The organism is Streptomyces sp. NPDC088261, from assembly GCF_044740805.1.
Taxonomy (GTDB): domain Bacteria; phylum Actinomycetota; class Actinomycetes; order Streptomycetales; family Streptomycetaceae; genus Streptomyces.
Genome location: NZ_JBIURL010000008.1, coordinates 92,111 through 105,751 on the forward strand (window position 1 = coordinate 92,111; position 13,641 = coordinate 105,751).

Genomic DNA, 13,641 nt, shown 5'->3' on the forward strand with positions numbered 1-13,641 from the left:
GCCCCGCCCCGTTCGGGTGAGCGGCACCCGGTCAGGCCTGTCCGGGCGGTCCCGGCGCCGGCGGCAGCCGGAGGTGGGCCAGGTCGTCGGGCACCGGGCTGTCGGGGCGGAACAGCGGCGGGGCCTGCCCGTCCACCGCCGAGGCGGGCGCGTCGGTGAGGCGGAAACGGTCCCGCAGACGGCCGTAGAAGTCGGTGGGACCCAGCCGGACCAGGCGCAGACGGTACTCGGCGCCGTACACCCCGACCCAGTCGCCCGGCTCCAGCACCCCCTGGAGCTGCCCGTCGATGCTGAGGGCCGCCTCCCCCGAGTGCGGCAGCACGCGCAGGGCGACCGGCTCGTCGGGCGCGGCCACGACCGTACGGCCGAACGTCATGTGCGGGGCCACCGGAGTGAAGACGACGGCGTCCATGTGCGGCGAGAGGACCGGCCCGCCGGCCGCGAAACTGTACGCGGTCGAGCCGGTCGGCGTCGCCACGATGACGGCGTCCGCCGAGTACGAGGCGAGGAGCCGGCCCGCGATGTAGACACCGAGGCTGACCTGGCGGTCCCTGGCGAGCTTCTCCAGCACGACGTCGTTGATCGCGACGACGTCCAGGGCCATGCCCCAGCCCTCCTCCTCGGTGGTGTCGAGCCGGACGTCGGGCGGCGGCAGCGTGGGGCGGCGCCCGTAGCGCAGCAGCGCCTCCATCGCGGAGGGGATCTCCAGGGCGCGCGAGGCGCGCAGGGTGAGCGTCATCCGGTCCTCGTAGGTGGCGCGCCCGTCGTGCACCGCGTCGAGGGCCTGGGCGATCTGGTCGGCGGGGACCTCCGTGAGGAAACCGACGCGCCCCAGGTCGACACCGAGCACCGCCGCGTCGCTCTTGGCGGCGATACGGGCGCCGCGCAGGAACGTACCGTCGCCGCCGAGCGTCACCACCAGGTCGGGGTGGCCGGCGGCGGAGGCCTCCTCCTGCCCGCCGTGGCGCGGTTCGTTCGCCTTCCAGACGTCGATCTCCTTGCAGGGGACGTCGTGGGCGTCGCACCAGGCGTGCACGGTGTCCGCCGCTTCGACGGCCGTTTCACGGCCTTGATGGACCACGAGCCCGACACGATTCACCGACATGCTCGCGCTCTCCGTACGTTCGGTTGCGGGATCCGGTCGCTCGGCGACCGCTCGGCGGCCCGCCGAGTCGCTCAGCAGTCCAGCATCTCCGACTTGCGCGGATCCGGCGCGCCGGGCGATCCATTCACCCGAATGGCGGATAGGACTTTCACCTGCGCCTTACGCGGTGAGGACCGGGCGGGCGGCCTCCCACGGCGGTCCCCGGCCTCTCCCCCGTCCGCCACCGGTTGCCTCCGGTGGCGTACGGGGGCGCGATGGAGAGGTACGCGCGACTGCCCCGGAGGGGCCCGGCCCCACGGACGCGCAATTCCCCGAGCGAGGAGTGATCGCTGATGTCAGCCGACGGCGTGTTCAACAGCCCCAGTGAGCTGAGCGGCCTGACCGTGTACGGCAAAGAGGGCGACAAGATCGGCAATGTGGGCCAGGTCTATGTCGACGACGTCACGGGCCGGCCCGAATGGGTGACGGTGAAGACCGGCATGTTCGGGATGAAGGAGAGTCTCGTCCCGCTGTCCGGCGGCCGCCGGATGGGCGAGGACCTCCATGTCCCGCACACCAAGGAGACGGTCAAGGACGCCCCGCGCCTGGACGCGGACGAGCATCTGGATCCCGCGCAGGAGCGGGCGCTGTACGAGCACTACGGCCTCTCCGGCGGCGGAATGGGGGCGGAGAGCGGTACGGGCACGGGGATGGGCACGGGGGACGCGCCGGAGTCGGGGGCGTCCGCCGGCACGGACACGGCGGACATGACGAGCGCGACCGGCACGACGGGTGCCGCCACGGGCACCGGTACCGCCGCCATGGGGACGGCCGGGGCGGCGGCCGCGGCGGCCGGCACCGCCGGCAGCCACCAGGAGTACGACCCGGACAAGGCGCCCGCCGCCTCCGCCGACCTCCACCACCCGGAGATGATCCGATCGGAGGAGGAGCTGCACGTCGGCACCGTGGAACGCGAGGTGGGCACGGCGCGGCTGCGCAAGGTCGTGGTGACCGAGAACGTCACCACCTCCGTACCGATCAGCCACGAGGAGGTACGGGTCATCCACGAGCCGATCGACCCCGCCTCGGACGCCGCCACGCGCCCCAACATCGGTGAGGCGGAGACCCGGGTGACGCTGCACGCCGAGCAGCCGGTCGTACGGAAGGAGACCGTCGCGGTCGAGCGGGTGCGCCTGGAGACCGAGAAGGTCACCGAGGAGCGGGAAGTGAGCTCCGACGTCCGCAAGGAGCAGATCGAGTACGACCCCGGGCGGGACGACAAGGGGACGGACGGGCGGCGGGACCGCAAGGGCATGGGCGACGACCCGATGCGCTGACCCGGCCGGACAGACTTCTCTTTCCGCCTCTCTCCGCCGGCCGCAGCGCTGTGACCGGCGGAGAGAGGCGTCCCGGCGCCCGTGGGCCGGGGCCGGGCGAAGTCATCGGGAGTGGGCGGCCCGAGGCGGGATAGATAATGAATATGACCACTTACGTAGTGACGATCCCCGGGACGCTCCACGCGGAGCTGACCGACGACGCCGAGGCCGTCCTTCTCCGGGCCCTGCGGTCCGCGGATCCGCAGGGGACGGACTTCGGCGCGGCCGAGGATCTGGACCTGCTCTCCGTGGACACCGAGGAGTCGCGCTTCACCCTCCGCCTGGAGGTCACGGCCGACGATTCCAACGGCGCGGAGGCGGAGGCCAGGCGCCTCGCGACCGGCGCGCTGGAGAAGGCGGGCTTCACCCTCGAGACCGCGCCCCTCGGGCAGCCCTTCATCACCGGCATCGACCGGGAGTGAGCGGCGGGCGGTGAGCCGGGCCGTCTCCCGGTCGCGCGGGGCCGCTTCCCGATCTGCGGGGCCGCCTCCCGATCCCCCGCGCCGTCCCCGATCTGCTCCCCCGTCCCCCGGTCCGCTCTCCCGTCCCCCGCGCGTGGAGCGCCGGAGGGGGTGGGGTATCGTGGACGACTGCGAAGGGGAGTAGCCCCGAAAACCTGTCGTCGACACACTGGAACCTCCGGGTTCCCGGTGGCAGGGCCCGTGTGATCCAGGCGGGCGGGCGAGACCTTCGGTCAGGCACTGACGCATCCACGGACCTCGTGGGTGCACCGACGTGCCGGGCCGAGTGGTCCTCCGGTTGCCTCAGGCACGTCGCGAAGATCCGGGTCCGGCCCCCAGAGAAAGCCACCCGGCATGCATCTCGACCCCCTGGCGATCCTCACCGCCTTCGGGCTGATCTTCCTCGCGGAGCTTCCCGACAAAACCATGTTCGCGTCCCTGGCGATGGGCACGCGCATGCGTCCGCTCTACGTCTGGTTCGGTACGTCGAGCGCCTTCATCGTGCATGTCGCCATCGCCGTCGGGGCGGGCAGCCTCATCGGGATGCTGCCCGACTGGATCGTCAAGCTGGTGTCCGCGGTGCTCTTCGCCTTCGGGGCGTTCGTGTTGCTGCGCAGCGGAGGCGGTGACGACGAGGACGAGGCGGACTCGAAGACCGTGACCGGCTTCTGGCCCGTCTACACGACCGCGTTCATGGCCGTGTTCATCAGCGAGTTCGGCGACCTCACCCAGATCACCACCGCCAACCTGGCGGCCACCAACGGCACGTGGTCCACCGCGATCGGCTCCGCCGTCGCGCTGATGTCCGTCTCCGCCCTCGCGCTGCTCGCCGGCCGTTTCATCGCGAAGCGGGTCCCGCTCAGGACGGTGCAGCGGATCGGCGGTCTGTGCATGCTGGGGCTGGCGCTCTGGTCGGTGATCGAGATCTTCGTGGGCTGACGCGACGCGGGCCGACGCGCGCGCGTGAGGCCCGCCGGGCGGAGGGGACGGGGATCAACTCCCCGTTCCCTCCCCCGTGTCAGACGCGCCGGGGCCCGAGGACGCAGAACTCGTTGCCCTCCGGGTCCGCCAGGACGACCCAGGGCTCGTCCCCCGTCTGCCCCACGTCGGCGTGGCGCGCGCCGAGGGCCAGCAGGCGGGCGACCTCGGCGTCCCGGTCGGCCGGGCGGAAGTCGAGATGCAGCCGGTTCTTGGCGGTCTTCGCCTCCGTGACCGGCGTGAACAGCAGGCCCGGCAGCCGGTCGGGGGCGGCGCGGATCTCGTACTCCTCCGGCGTGTCCTCCACCACGACCCAGCCGAGCGCCCCGGCCCACCAGCGGCCCAGCGCCACCGGATCCGCGGCGTCCACCACCAGTTGTTCCCACTCCAGATCCATGCGCGGGAGCCTACCCGTCCGTCCTCGTCCCACGCGGGGACACGGCGTGGCCGTGCGCGGTGCGCGGTGCGCGGTGAGGCGTGGTTGCCCGGTGGGGCCCCTGCGTCAACAATGCTCATGACAACCACATACTCCGGTCACAGAGGGGACCCCCCACCATGAGAAAGCCTCTCCTCGGCGCGCTTCTCGCCGTCCTGCTCCTCGGAGCGGGAGCGGCACCCGCGACGGCCACCGGCCTGGACGCGGTCGCGCCGGCGAAGACTTCCCCCACCGCCCCGTCCGGCACCACGACCGCCGGCGGGACGGGCGTGGCCGTCAAGGCCGTGAGCTACGCCGGAACGGTCGCGCTCAGCAACTGCTCGGGATCCGTGGTCCGTACGCCGGGATCGCAGCCCAACGACTTCGCCCTGGTCCTGTCGAACGGGCACTGCATCGAGAGCGGTTTCCCGGCCGCCGGCCAGGTCATCGTCAACCAGCCGTCGACCCGCTCCTTCACCCTCCTGAACGCCGCCGGCACCGGCGTGGCGACCCTGCGGGCCAGCAAGATCGCCTACGCGACGATGACCGACACGGACGTGTCGCTGTACCAACTCACCAGCACCTACGCGCAGATACAGAGCCGGTACGCGATCACCGCGCTGGACCTGAACACGACGCGCCCGGTGCAGGGCACCGCCATCAAGGTCGTCTCCGGGTACTGGAAGCGCATCTACACCTGCAACGTGGACGGCTTCGCGTACCAGCTCAAGGAGGGGCAGTGGACCTGGAAGGACTCGGTCCGCTACACCTCGGCCTGCAACACGATCGGTGGCACGTCGGGCTCCCCCGTCATCGACAACACCACGGGCAAGGTCGTGGCCGTCAACAACACCGGTAACGAGAGCGGTGGGCGCTGCACGGACAACAACCCGTGCGAGGTCGACCAGAACGGCAACGTCACGGTGCGCCAGGGCATCAACTACGCCCAGGAGACCTACCAGATCGTGCCGTGCGTCGGCACGGGCACCACGATCAACCTGAGCCTCCCGGGCTGCGCCCTGCCCAAGCCCTGACCCTGGCGCGGTCCTTCGTCAGGACGGACCGGCCGGCGCCGCCACCCGCGCGGAGGCGTCGGCCGGCCGGCGGCACGCCGGGAACGCGTACCGGCGCGCCGCCGAAGGCGACTCCCCGGACGGCGACGGCCGTCAGCAGGACCGGGGGCGTGCCGCCGTACAGCCCGAGGGCCGGCATCGAGGCCGTGACCAGGGCGAGGGCGGCCAGCAGGGCGGCGCGCGGAGTTCGTGGCCGAGGACCCGGCAACAGGCCGTCCCCTGGCCCGGGTCGGCCCCGGGCTCCAGCCCGGCGGCGTCGCGGAGATCGGCTTCTGGACCGATCCGGCCGCCCGTGGCCGCGGGGTGGCCACCGCGGTTTCCAGGTGGAGGCGACGCTGCGGCGCCGTCTGGTCCGCCGGAGCGAGCGGGTGGACGTCCTGGTGGGCTCTGGCGTAAGCACCCACGCGGCGGGGGCAGGCGTGCCCGGCTACAGCACGGCCAGCAGTTCCGACATCACGGCGGGCGGCAGTGAGGGGTTGGCCGCCGCCGCTTCCGCCCTCCGCGGGTCGGTGTCCGTCAGCAGCTCCGCGATGACCGGCGGCGGGAGCGCCGGGTGGCCGGCGGCCAGGGGCCCCGCGTCCCGGTCGGCCAGGCACGCGAGCAGAGCCGGAGCCGTCGCCCGGGGATGCCGTGCGACCGCCCGGAGCGCCTTCTGCACGGGCGGCCGGTGCCGGGTCAGGTCCGCCAGCAGCGCCGGTGTCGCGTCCGGGTTGGCCGCCACCGCGGCGAGGACCCGGACTCCGTGCCGGCCGACCATGGCGCGCAGCCGGCCGTCGGAGAGACCGGGGTGCGGGGCGACGGACTTGACGACTTTCGCGTCGGGGTCGGCGGCCAGCGCGTCGCGGATCTCCGCCGGCAGGTCACGGCGCTGGGCCAGGAGCGTCCGTACCTCCGGATCCGCCGACCGCGCCCACTCCCCGACCTCGTGCGGAGTGGCGGCGGCGACCCGTGGCAGGAGAGCCGAGCCGATCCGGGTCGTGCCGGCCAGGCGGGCGAGTACGTCGAGCGGCACGTGCGGGTTGCGGGCCAGCCTGCGCCGTACGTCGTGGTCGGGGTCGTCCGCCATGGCCCGGATCAGCGTGGCACCGATCGCGGGATTCTCGGCGAGGTCGGCCCGGACGCGGGGAGAGGGGTCCGCGGCGAGGCGCGCCGACACCTCCCGCGGGAGGTCGGGCCGGGCCGCGAGGTCCCACCGGAGCGGCGTCGAGGGATGGCCGGCGAAGCCGACGACGGCATGGGTCGGTGTGGCCGGGTTCCGCAGCGCCTGCTGGCGCGTCCCGTGCACGGTGGAGTCGTGGGAGCCGTCGCAGGACTCCCCCGGCAGCAGGTCGCAGTCGGGCCGCGGACACTCCCGGGGGTGGACGAACGGCGTGTCCTCCCGGTCGCACACCAGGCACCACCGGGCCGGCGGCAGCCCCTCGCCGGTGAGCAGGGCCGCCAACACGGCAGGAGGCGCCGCCTCGTTGGCCGCCACGGACCGGCGTACCTCGGCGTGGGGGTGCCGTGCGAGGGCGGCCGCCCTGTCCGGTGTCGTCCAGAAGGCCAGCTCCGCGACGACCCGTACGTCCGGGTCCGCGGCCAGGGTCTCCATTACGTCGGGCGGGAGGCCGGCGCAGGCGGCCAGGCTCTGCCGGTTCCGGACGAGCGGATCCCTCACGAGGAGGCGCGCCCATTCCGGGTCGCCCGCCCGCCGGTCGAGCAGGGTGAGAGCGGCGTCCGGGTGTGTCGCGGGATCGATGTCGGCGGCGGTCAACAGACCCGCGTGGGCGAGCTGTTGAGCGGTGTCCGGGTCCCGGGCGACCAGTGCGACCGCCTGCTCGTGGGTGAGGTCGTCGCGACCGGCGAGCACCCCGGCGGTCGCGGCGTCCGCGACGGCGATCAGCCGGTCGACCAGCTCCGGGGGCAGCGCCACGTTGGCGGCGAGTCCGTACAGGACGTGATGCACAGAGGGCATCCTGCCCCGACGGCGGGCGAACGGCTCCTGATTTTCGGCCCGGGTGCCGTGCCACACGATGTACACGCGGACGCAACACTCGCGGGAACAGGGGGAAATCGCCTCCGGTTGGACCGGGGGCGGGGGGTGTACGACCCCGGCGGAACGCCTCTCCCCGCAAGCGGCGCGTCTCCGTGCCCGAGTCCGCCTCTCCCGCACCGCCCGACCCGCCGCCGACCCCCGAGCATCGAGGACTGAGATGAGCGAGCCCGACAAGCCTCTCAAGCGGATCCACCTCGCCGCGCACTTCCCCGGCGTCAACCACACCACGGTCTGGGCCGATCCCGGCGCGGGCAGCCAGATCGACTTCAGCTCCTTCGTGCACCTGGCGAGGACCGCGGAGCGCGCCAAGTTCGACTTCCTCTTCCTCGCGGAGGGGCTGAGGCTGCGTGAACAGAGCGGCCTCATCTACGACTTGGACGTCGTCGGCCGCCCCGACACCTTCACCGTGCTGAGCGCGCTGGCCGCCGTCACCGACCGGCTCGGGCTGGCCGGCACGATCAACTCGACGTTCAACGAGCCCTACGAGGTGGCCCGGCAGTTCGCCAGCCTCGACCACCTGTCGGGCGGGCGCGCCGCCTGGAACGTGGTCACCTCGTGGGACGCGTTCACCGGCGAGAACTTCCGGCGCGGCGGCTTCCTGCCGCAGGACGCCCGGTACGCGCGCGCCAAGGAGTTCCTGGCGGCGGCGAAGGTGCTGTTCGGCTCCTGGCGCGGCGACGAGATCGTGGCAGACAAGGAGTCGGGCGTCTATACCGGCGACCCGCTGGCCGGGCGGTTCGACCACCACAGCGAGCAGTTCGACATCACCGGACGGTTCAACGTGCCGCGCAGCCCGCAGGGGCGCCCGGTGATCTTCCAGGCCGGGGACTCGGAGGAGGGGCGGGAGTTCGCGGCGGCCGACGCCGACGCCATCTTCACCCGGTACGACACGCTGGAGGCGGGCCAGGCGTTCTACGCGGACGTCAAGGGCAGGCTGGCGCGCCACGGCCGCTCCCGCGACGAGCTGAAGATCCTCCCGGGGGTCACGTTCGTCCTCGGCGACACCCCGGCGGACGCTGAGGAGAAGGCCGCGCTGGTCCGCCGTCAGCAGGTCAGCGGGCAGACCGCGATCAAGCTCCTGGAGCAGGTGTGGAACCGGGACCTGAGTGCGTACGACCCCGACGGGCCCCTGCCCGACGTCGATCCGGACCCGGGTGAGCACACGGTCGCCCGCGGGCGGGCCGGCGTACGGCAGCACGGCGACCCGCTCGCCGTCGCGCGCCGGTACCGGAAGATCGCCGAGGCGAAGAAGCTGTCGATCCGCGACCTGATCATCGAGGTCTCCAGCCGGCAGTCCTTCGTCGGCACCCCGGAGACCGTCGCCACCGCGATCAACGAGTTCGTGCAGTCCGACGGGAGCGACGGGTTCATCCTCGTCCCGCACCTGACACCGGGCGGCCTGGACTCCTTCGCCGACCAGGTCGTACCGCTGCTCCAGGAGTGGGGCGTGTACCGCACGGAGTACGAAGGCACCACGCTGCGCGAGCACTTGGGGCTGTCACCGGACCACTTCCAGGGCGTGTCCGCAAAGGGGGGTCTGGCTCACGGCACTCCGGGACGGTAGCGGGAGCCGGCCGGGCGGGATCAGCCGCTCACCGCGCGCAGCGCGCCGGGGCGGCGGCCGGTGAGCCGGTCGAGCGCGGCGGCCGTGGCCTCGTCGGCGGGCAGGTGGACGACAAGGCGCTGGTCGTCGTCGGCGGCGAGGTCGAGGACTTCGTACGCCAGCCGCAGTTCACCGGCCTCCGGGTGGACGAGGCGGGTGACGCCGTTGCTCCTCGGCAGGCCGGGGACGGTCTCCACCCGCCCGCCGAAGGCCGCGCCCGCCGTGACCGTCAACTCGTCGGCGAGAGCGGCCACATGGGGGTCCGCGCGGAACGGGCCCTGCTTGAGCGCGGCGACCTGTTCGTCGGCGACCAGGTCCCAGTCCGGATAGACGGTACGGGCCCGCTCGTCGGCGAAGACGAAGCGGGCGAGGTTGGCGGGGTCGCCGTCGAGCAGTCCGGCGGGGCCCGCCAGCCGTTCGTACGCCGCCGTGCGGGCGACGATGTCGCTCAGCCGGTTGAGGAGGACGGCGGGGGCGGGTTCCAGGGTGGCGAGCAGGGCGCGCACGGTGGGCCGTACGGTACGGACGGGCGAGGCGCCGCCCATGCAGGTGAAGCCGCCCTCCGCGCCCTTGCCGAGGCGGTGGAGGTGGACCCGCTCGCTCATGGACAGGCGCAGGACGGCGGCGAGCGCCGCGAGCACCTGCGCGGACGGCCTGCGGTCGCGTCCCTGCTCCAGGCGGGTCACGTACTCGACACTGACCCCGGCGAGCGTGGCCAGTTCGGCCCTGCGCAGGCCCGGTGTGCGCCGGCGGGGGCCGGCCGGGAGCCCCGCCTCGCCGGGGGTGATTCCTTCACGGCGGCTGCGGAGGAACAGGCCCAGCTCGTTGTCGCTCACCGTTCGAACGTAACAGCACGGGCCGTCCGGAGCGTGGCCCTCTCGCTACCACTCTCCGCCCGGCCTTCCTCGCTCGCGCCGGGGCCCGCAGGGTGAAGGACAACCTTTCAGGCCCTTCGACGAGGAGCACAGCCATGCCCCAGAAGAATCTCCGTCTCGCCGTGATCACCGGCAGTGTCAGGGAGGGCCGGTTCGGTCCCGTGGTGACGGACTGGTTCCTCGAACAGGCCGCGCTGCACGGGCGGTTCACGGTACGGCCGGTCGATCTGGCGGACTTCCCGCTGACGCTCGGACTGCCGCCCGTGCCGCCCGCGCTCGACCCGGAGCCGACCCGGCCCGCCGGTATGGAGGCCCTGACCCGGGAGCTGGGCGAGGCGGACGCCGTCGTGGTCGTCACGCCGGACTACAACCGCAGTTTCCCCGCCTCGCTGAAGGCCGCCATCGACTGGCACTACACGCAGTGGCAGGCGAAGCCGATCGGTTTCGTCGGGTACAGCGGGGCGAGCGGCGGGCTGCTGGCGATCGAGCAACTGCGCCAGGTCTTCAACGAGTTGCACGCCCACACCGTCCGCGACTACGTGTCCTTCCCGCGCTACTTCGAGCTCTTCGGCCCCGAGGGCACCCTCAAGGAGCCCGAAGGTCCCGCCCGGGCCGCCGCGATCCTCCTCGACCAGCTCCACTGGTGGGGCTCGGTCCTGCACGAGGCGCGCCGGGACCGTCCGTTCAGCACCGGGCGGGTCTGACCCCGGAACCGGGGCGGGTCTCAGGACATCGGCGCCACGCCCGCCGACGCGACCGCGTGGCACGCGCCGCGGCCCTCCGCGCGGGCGACGATCCGGCTCGCCTCGACGCGGACGGCGGCCTCCGTCGCGTCGCTGACGGACGACAGGCCCGCCGCCGAGGCGACCGCGCCCGACGTGTCGACCACCACCTGGAGCCGGGGCCAGGCGGACGCCGGGAAGGCGTGGCGCAGGGGGCCGCACAGGTCGGCCACGGCGAGCCGGGCCAGGGGGGCCAGTTCGTCGGGGTCGCCGGTGACCAGGACGGCGGTGACCTCGGCGCCGGCGGGAGCTGCCCGTACCGCCTCCTCGACGGCTTCGAGCCGGTGCAGTCCGAGGATGGCCAGCACGCCGTCGCCCGCGAGGCGGGCGGGTGCGCGGCGCACGGCGTCCAGGGTGCGCGGCGGGGCCCACGGCTGGTCGGCGGGGAGTGCGGGGGTGAGGACGTGCGAGGGCGGCCACCAGCCGCCCAGGTCCAGCCCGGCAAGCTGCTCGCAGGCGCTGACGACGTTGAACGGTTCGATGAACCCCGGCGCGGCGGCGGCCAGTTGGCTCGCGCCGTGCAGGGCGGTGAGGACGGCCTCGGCGACGCGCACCCGGCTGCCGGGCGGCGCGCCGGGCGGTCCCAGCCGCTCCAGGGCGAGGCCGAGCAGGATCGCGTCCAACTTCATGAGCTGCGCGAACGGCCGCCGGATCCACTCCTCGGCAAGCACCTCGGGCAGGACGTCCATGCCGAGCCGGGCCGCGCCGTGCTTCTCGTCCGTGTCGGCGAGGGGCAGCCGGGCGAGCCAGGCGCGGGCGAAGGCGCCCAGCGCCTCACGGGCGGTCGGCGGAGACGTACCCGTACCGCCGCCCGGTCCGGCTCCCCTGTCCGGGGCGGGCGGGTCCGGGGCGTGTTCGGCGAGGTCCGCCAGCACCTCGAAGTAAAGGGCCCGTTTGCCGGGGAAGTTGGAGTAGACGGCGCCCCGGGTGAGGCCGGCGCGCTCCGCGATCCCGTCCACCTTGGCGTCACGGAAGCCCCGTTCGGCGAATTCGTCCCCGGCCGCGGCGAGTACCCTGGCGCGATTGCGCTCCCGCAGCTCCACCCTGCTGAGCCGACTCATCGCCCTCTCTCATCCCGGCCGTACCGGCGCGATTGGCACGGCGTTGCCGTCCGTTCGGCATCAAGATACCGTGGCCATTCAGATGGTGACGTCATGTGATCTCACCATGTGAATGTCCGGTTTCGCGCGTCCGGTTCCGTAGGTCCGGTGAGGAGACGTTTCGCAGTGGCACCCATCGGGGACAGCGGCGACCTGCTGAAATGCACGTTCTGCGGGAAGAACCAGAAGCAGGTCAGAAAGCTGATCGCGGGCCCGAGCCCGCTGTGCATCTGCGACGAGTGCGTGGGGCTCTGCAACGAGCTGATCGAGGAGGAGCGCGACCAGGTCGCGTCGGCCGGTCCGTGGGAGTCGCCGAAGCCGCGCGAGATCCACGCCTTCCTGGAGGAGTACGTCATCGGGCAGGAGGGCGCCAAGAAGGCGCTCGCCGTCGCGGTCTACAACCATTACAAACGGATCCGGCCGAGGGCCGGCGCGGAGGCCCGGGAGACCGCCGGGGACGAGCCGGTCGAGCTGGGCAAGTCCAACATCCTGCTGATCGGCCCGACGGGGTGCGGCAAGACGTATCTGGTGCAGACCCTCGCGCGGATGCTCGACGTCCCGTTCGTGATCGCCGACGCGACGGCGCTGACCGAGGCCGGCTACGTCGGGGAGGACGTCGAGACGATCCTGCTCAAACTGCTCCAGGCGGCCGACTTCGACGTGGAGAGGGCCGAGACGGGCATCGTCTACATCGACGAGATCGACAAGATCACCCGTAAGAGCGAGAACCCGTCGATCACCCGTGACGTGTCGGGCGAGGGCGTCCAGCAGGCCCTGCTGAAGATCCTGGAGGGCACGACCGCCAGCGTGCCGCCGCAGGGCGGGCGCAAGCACCCGCACCAGGAGTTCATCCAGATCGACACGGGCAGCGTGCTGTTCATCGTGGGCGGCGCGTTCTCCGGCCTGGAGCGGATCATCGAGCAGCGGGCCGCCCACCGGGGCATCGGGTTCGGCGGTTCCGTCCGCACGCGGGAGGAGCGCGAGGGGGAGGACGCCTTCGCGGACGTCATGCCCGAGGATCTGCTGAAGTTCGGCCTGATCCCCGAGTTCGTGGGGCGGTTGCCGGTGGTGACGACCGTACAGCCGCTGGACCGGCCCGCGTTGACCCGGATCCTGACCGAGCCGCGCAACGCGCTCATCCGGCAGTACCAGAAGCTCTTCGCCCTGGACGGGGTGGAGCTGGAGTTCACCGAGGGGGCCGTCGCCGCGATCGCCGAGCAGGCGCTCCTGCGCCGCACGGGCGCCAGGGCGGCGCGCGCGATCCTCGAAGAGGTCCTGCTCAACGTGATGTACGAGGTGCCGAGCCGGGACGACGTGGCCCGGGTGGTGGTCAGCCGGGAGACCGTCCTCGGCAACGTCAACCCGACGCTGGTACCGCGCGAGCGGCCGGACGGCGACCGCGGGCGCCACGAGAAGTCGGCCTGACCGGCCGGGCCACGGGCCGGTGCCCGCGCCCCGGCCCTCGTCCCGCGGGCCTCAGGCCGTGAGCCGTACGTCCGCCTCGGCCGGGTCCAGCGCCGCGGCCAGCTGCTCCTCGGCGACTCTGAGCGCGTCCTCGATCGTCCGCGTCCCGGTGGAGACGCACAGGGTGTAGGTGACGTCCTCGAGCCGACGCCGGGTCTCCAGGGTGTCCTTCGCTGCGCCGGCGACCTGGAGTTCCTCGTACCGCTCCACCAGGTTCCGGAGTATCGCGGGGTGAGCCATCAGCACGGTAACTCTCCACTTCGTCGGGCCTCGGCGGCGGCAGGGGGGCCACCCGGGGGCTGGAGGGCGCATGCCCGCGGCACGCCGTGCCATGCCTGCCCGGATCCGGATGCCTCTGTGAAACGAATCACTTATTGCCCCCATACCGGCCGGTC

13 protein-coding genes are annotated in these 13,641 nt (G+C 72.9%); 7 read left to right on the top strand and 6 right to left on the bottom strand.

The features are described 5' to 3' along the window. Nucleotides 1-31: 31 nt before the first annotated feature. Nucleotides 32-1,105, bottom strand: coding sequence for an NAD(+)/NADH kinase (locus ACIODU_RS17550; RefSeq protein ID WP_356427140.1), 1,074 nt, complete (start codon nt 1,103-1,105; stop codon nt 32-34). A gap of 332 nt (nt 1,106-1,437) precedes the next feature. Between ACIODU_RS17550 and ACIODU_RS17555 the strand changes: the two genes are divergently transcribed. The 3 genes from ACIODU_RS17555 (at nt 1,438) to ACIODU_RS17565 (ending at nt 3,860) form a co-directional block, all read left to right on the top strand. Then, entirely contained in the window at nt 1,438-2,421 is a 984-nt protein-coding gene (locus ACIODU_RS17555; RefSeq protein WP_401768394.1) for a DUF2382 domain-containing protein, read from the top strand. A 143-nt stretch (nt 2,422-2,564) separates the two neighbouring features. Continuing rightward, on the top strand, nt 2,565-2,882 hold the full coding sequence (locus tag ACIODU_RS17560; protein WP_356427145.1) for a hypothetical protein: 318 nt from the start codon (nt 2,565-2,567) through the stop codon (nt 2,880-2,882). Between the two features lie 393 nt (nt 2,883-3,275). Further along, entirely contained in the window at nt 3,276-3,860 is a 585-nt protein-coding gene (locus tag ACIODU_RS17565; protein WP_356427148.1) for a TMEM165/GDT1 family protein, read from the top strand. 79 nt (nt 3,861-3,939) lie between these two features. Here the strand turns inward: ACIODU_RS17565 and ACIODU_RS17570 are convergent, their stop codons facing one another. Next, a complete protein-coding gene (locus ACIODU_RS17570; protein WP_401768396.1) occupies nt 3,940-4,296 on the bottom strand; it encodes a VOC family protein in 357 nt (118 codons plus the stop codon). A gap of 158 nt (nt 4,297-4,454) precedes the next feature. Here ACIODU_RS17570 and ACIODU_RS17575 point away from each other — a divergent pair, with 158 nt between their 5' ends. Next, the gene (locus ACIODU_RS17575) at nt 4,455-5,348 is read left to right on the top strand and encodes a serine protease (RefSeq protein ID WP_356427154.1); all 894 of its coding nucleotides are present in this window, start codon (nt 4,455-4,457) and stop codon (nt 5,346-5,348) included. Between the two features lie 466 nt (nt 5,349-5,814). Here the strand turns inward: ACIODU_RS17575 and ACIODU_RS17580 are convergent, their stop codons facing one another. Further along, nucleotides 5,815-7,332: a hypothetical protein gene (locus tag ACIODU_RS17580; RefSeq protein ID WP_401768399.1), complete on the bottom strand. Its 1,518-nt coding sequence runs from the start codon at nt 7,330-7,332 to the stop codon at nt 5,815-5,817. A 247-nt stretch (nt 7,333-7,579) separates the two neighbouring features. Here ACIODU_RS17580 and ACIODU_RS17585 point away from each other — a divergent pair, with 247 nt between their 5' ends. Continuing rightward, entirely contained in the window at nt 7,580-8,986 is a 1,407-nt protein-coding gene (locus tag ACIODU_RS17585; RefSeq protein ID WP_401768401.1) for an NtaA/DmoA family FMN-dependent monooxygenase, read from the top strand. A 20-nt stretch (nt 8,987-9,006) separates the two neighbouring features. Here the strand turns inward: ACIODU_RS17585 and ACIODU_RS17590 are convergent, their stop codons facing one another. Beyond that, complete coding sequence (locus ACIODU_RS17590) at nt 9,007-9,861, bottom strand: helix-turn-helix domain-containing protein (protein WP_401768403.1); 855 nt, start codon at nt 9,859-9,861, stop codon at nt 9,007-9,009. A 134-nt stretch (nt 9,862-9,995) separates the two neighbouring features. On the opposite strand from ACIODU_RS17590, the gene ACIODU_RS17595 reads away from it, so the two are divergent. After that, nucleotides 9,996-10,604, top strand: coding sequence for an NADPH-dependent FMN reductase (locus ACIODU_RS17595; RefSeq protein WP_401768405.1), 609 nt, complete (start codon nt 9,996-9,998; stop codon nt 10,602-10,604). 20 nt (nt 10,605-10,624) lie between these two features. Here the strand turns inward: ACIODU_RS17595 and ACIODU_RS17600 are convergent, their stop codons facing one another. After that, entirely contained in the window at nt 10,625-11,743 is a 1,119-nt protein-coding gene (locus ACIODU_RS17600; protein ID WP_401768407.1) for a TetR/AcrR family transcriptional regulator, read from the bottom strand. A 165-nt stretch (nt 11,744-11,908) separates the two neighbouring features. On the opposite strand from ACIODU_RS17600, the gene clpX reads away from it, so the two are divergent. Beyond that, nucleotides 11,909-13,207, top strand: a complete 1,299-nt coding sequence (gene clpX, locus ACIODU_RS17605) for an ATP-dependent Clp protease ATP-binding subunit ClpX (protein WP_356427170.1) — start codon at nt 11,909-11,911, stop codon at nt 13,205-13,207. 51 nt (nt 13,208-13,258) lie between these two features. Here clpX and ACIODU_RS17610 read toward each other — a convergent pair whose 3' ends face one another. Beyond that, the gene (locus ACIODU_RS17610) at nt 13,259-13,492 is read right to left on the bottom strand and encodes a DUF5133 domain-containing protein (protein ID WP_356427173.1); all 234 of its coding nucleotides are present in this window, start codon (nt 13,490-13,492) and stop codon (nt 13,259-13,261) included. Nucleotides 13,493-13,641 lie beyond the last annotated feature (149 nt).

Excerpts from the sequence above, each read along its gene's own strand:
- ACIODU_RS17550 (WP_356427140.1), bottom strand. The coding sequence starts at position 1,105 with ATGTCGGTGAATCGTGTCGGGCTCGTGGTCCATCAAGGCCGTGAAACG.
- ACIODU_RS17555 (WP_401768394.1), top strand. The coding sequence starts at position 1,438 with ATGTCAGCCGACGGCGTGTTCAACAGCCCCAGTGAGCTGAGCGGCCTG.
- ACIODU_RS17560 (WP_356427145.1), top strand. The coding sequence starts at position 2,565 with ATGACCACTTACGTAGTGACGATCCCCGGGACGCTCCACGCGGAGCTG.
- ACIODU_RS17565 (WP_356427148.1), top strand. The coding sequence starts at position 3,276 with ATGCATCTCGACCCCCTGGCGATCCTCACCGCCTTCGGGCTGATCTTC.
- ACIODU_RS17570 (WP_401768396.1), bottom strand. The coding sequence starts at position 4,296 with ATGGATCTGGAGTGGGAACAACTGGTGGTGGACGCCGCGGATCCGGTG.
- ACIODU_RS17575 (WP_356427154.1), top strand. The coding sequence starts at position 4,455 with ATGAGAAAGCCTCTCCTCGGCGCGCTTCTCGCCGTCCTGCTCCTCGGA.
- ACIODU_RS17585 (WP_401768401.1), top strand. The coding sequence starts at position 7,580 with ATGAGCGAGCCCGACAAGCCTCTCAAGCGGATCCACCTCGCCGCGCAC.
- ACIODU_RS17595 (WP_401768405.1), top strand. The coding sequence starts at position 9,996 with ATGCCCCAGAAGAATCTCCGTCTCGCCGTGATCACCGGCAGTGTCAGG.
- ACIODU_RS17600 (WP_401768407.1), bottom strand. The coding sequence starts at position 11,743 with ATGAGTCGGCTCAGCAGGGTGGAGCTGCGGGAGCGCAATCGCGCCAGG.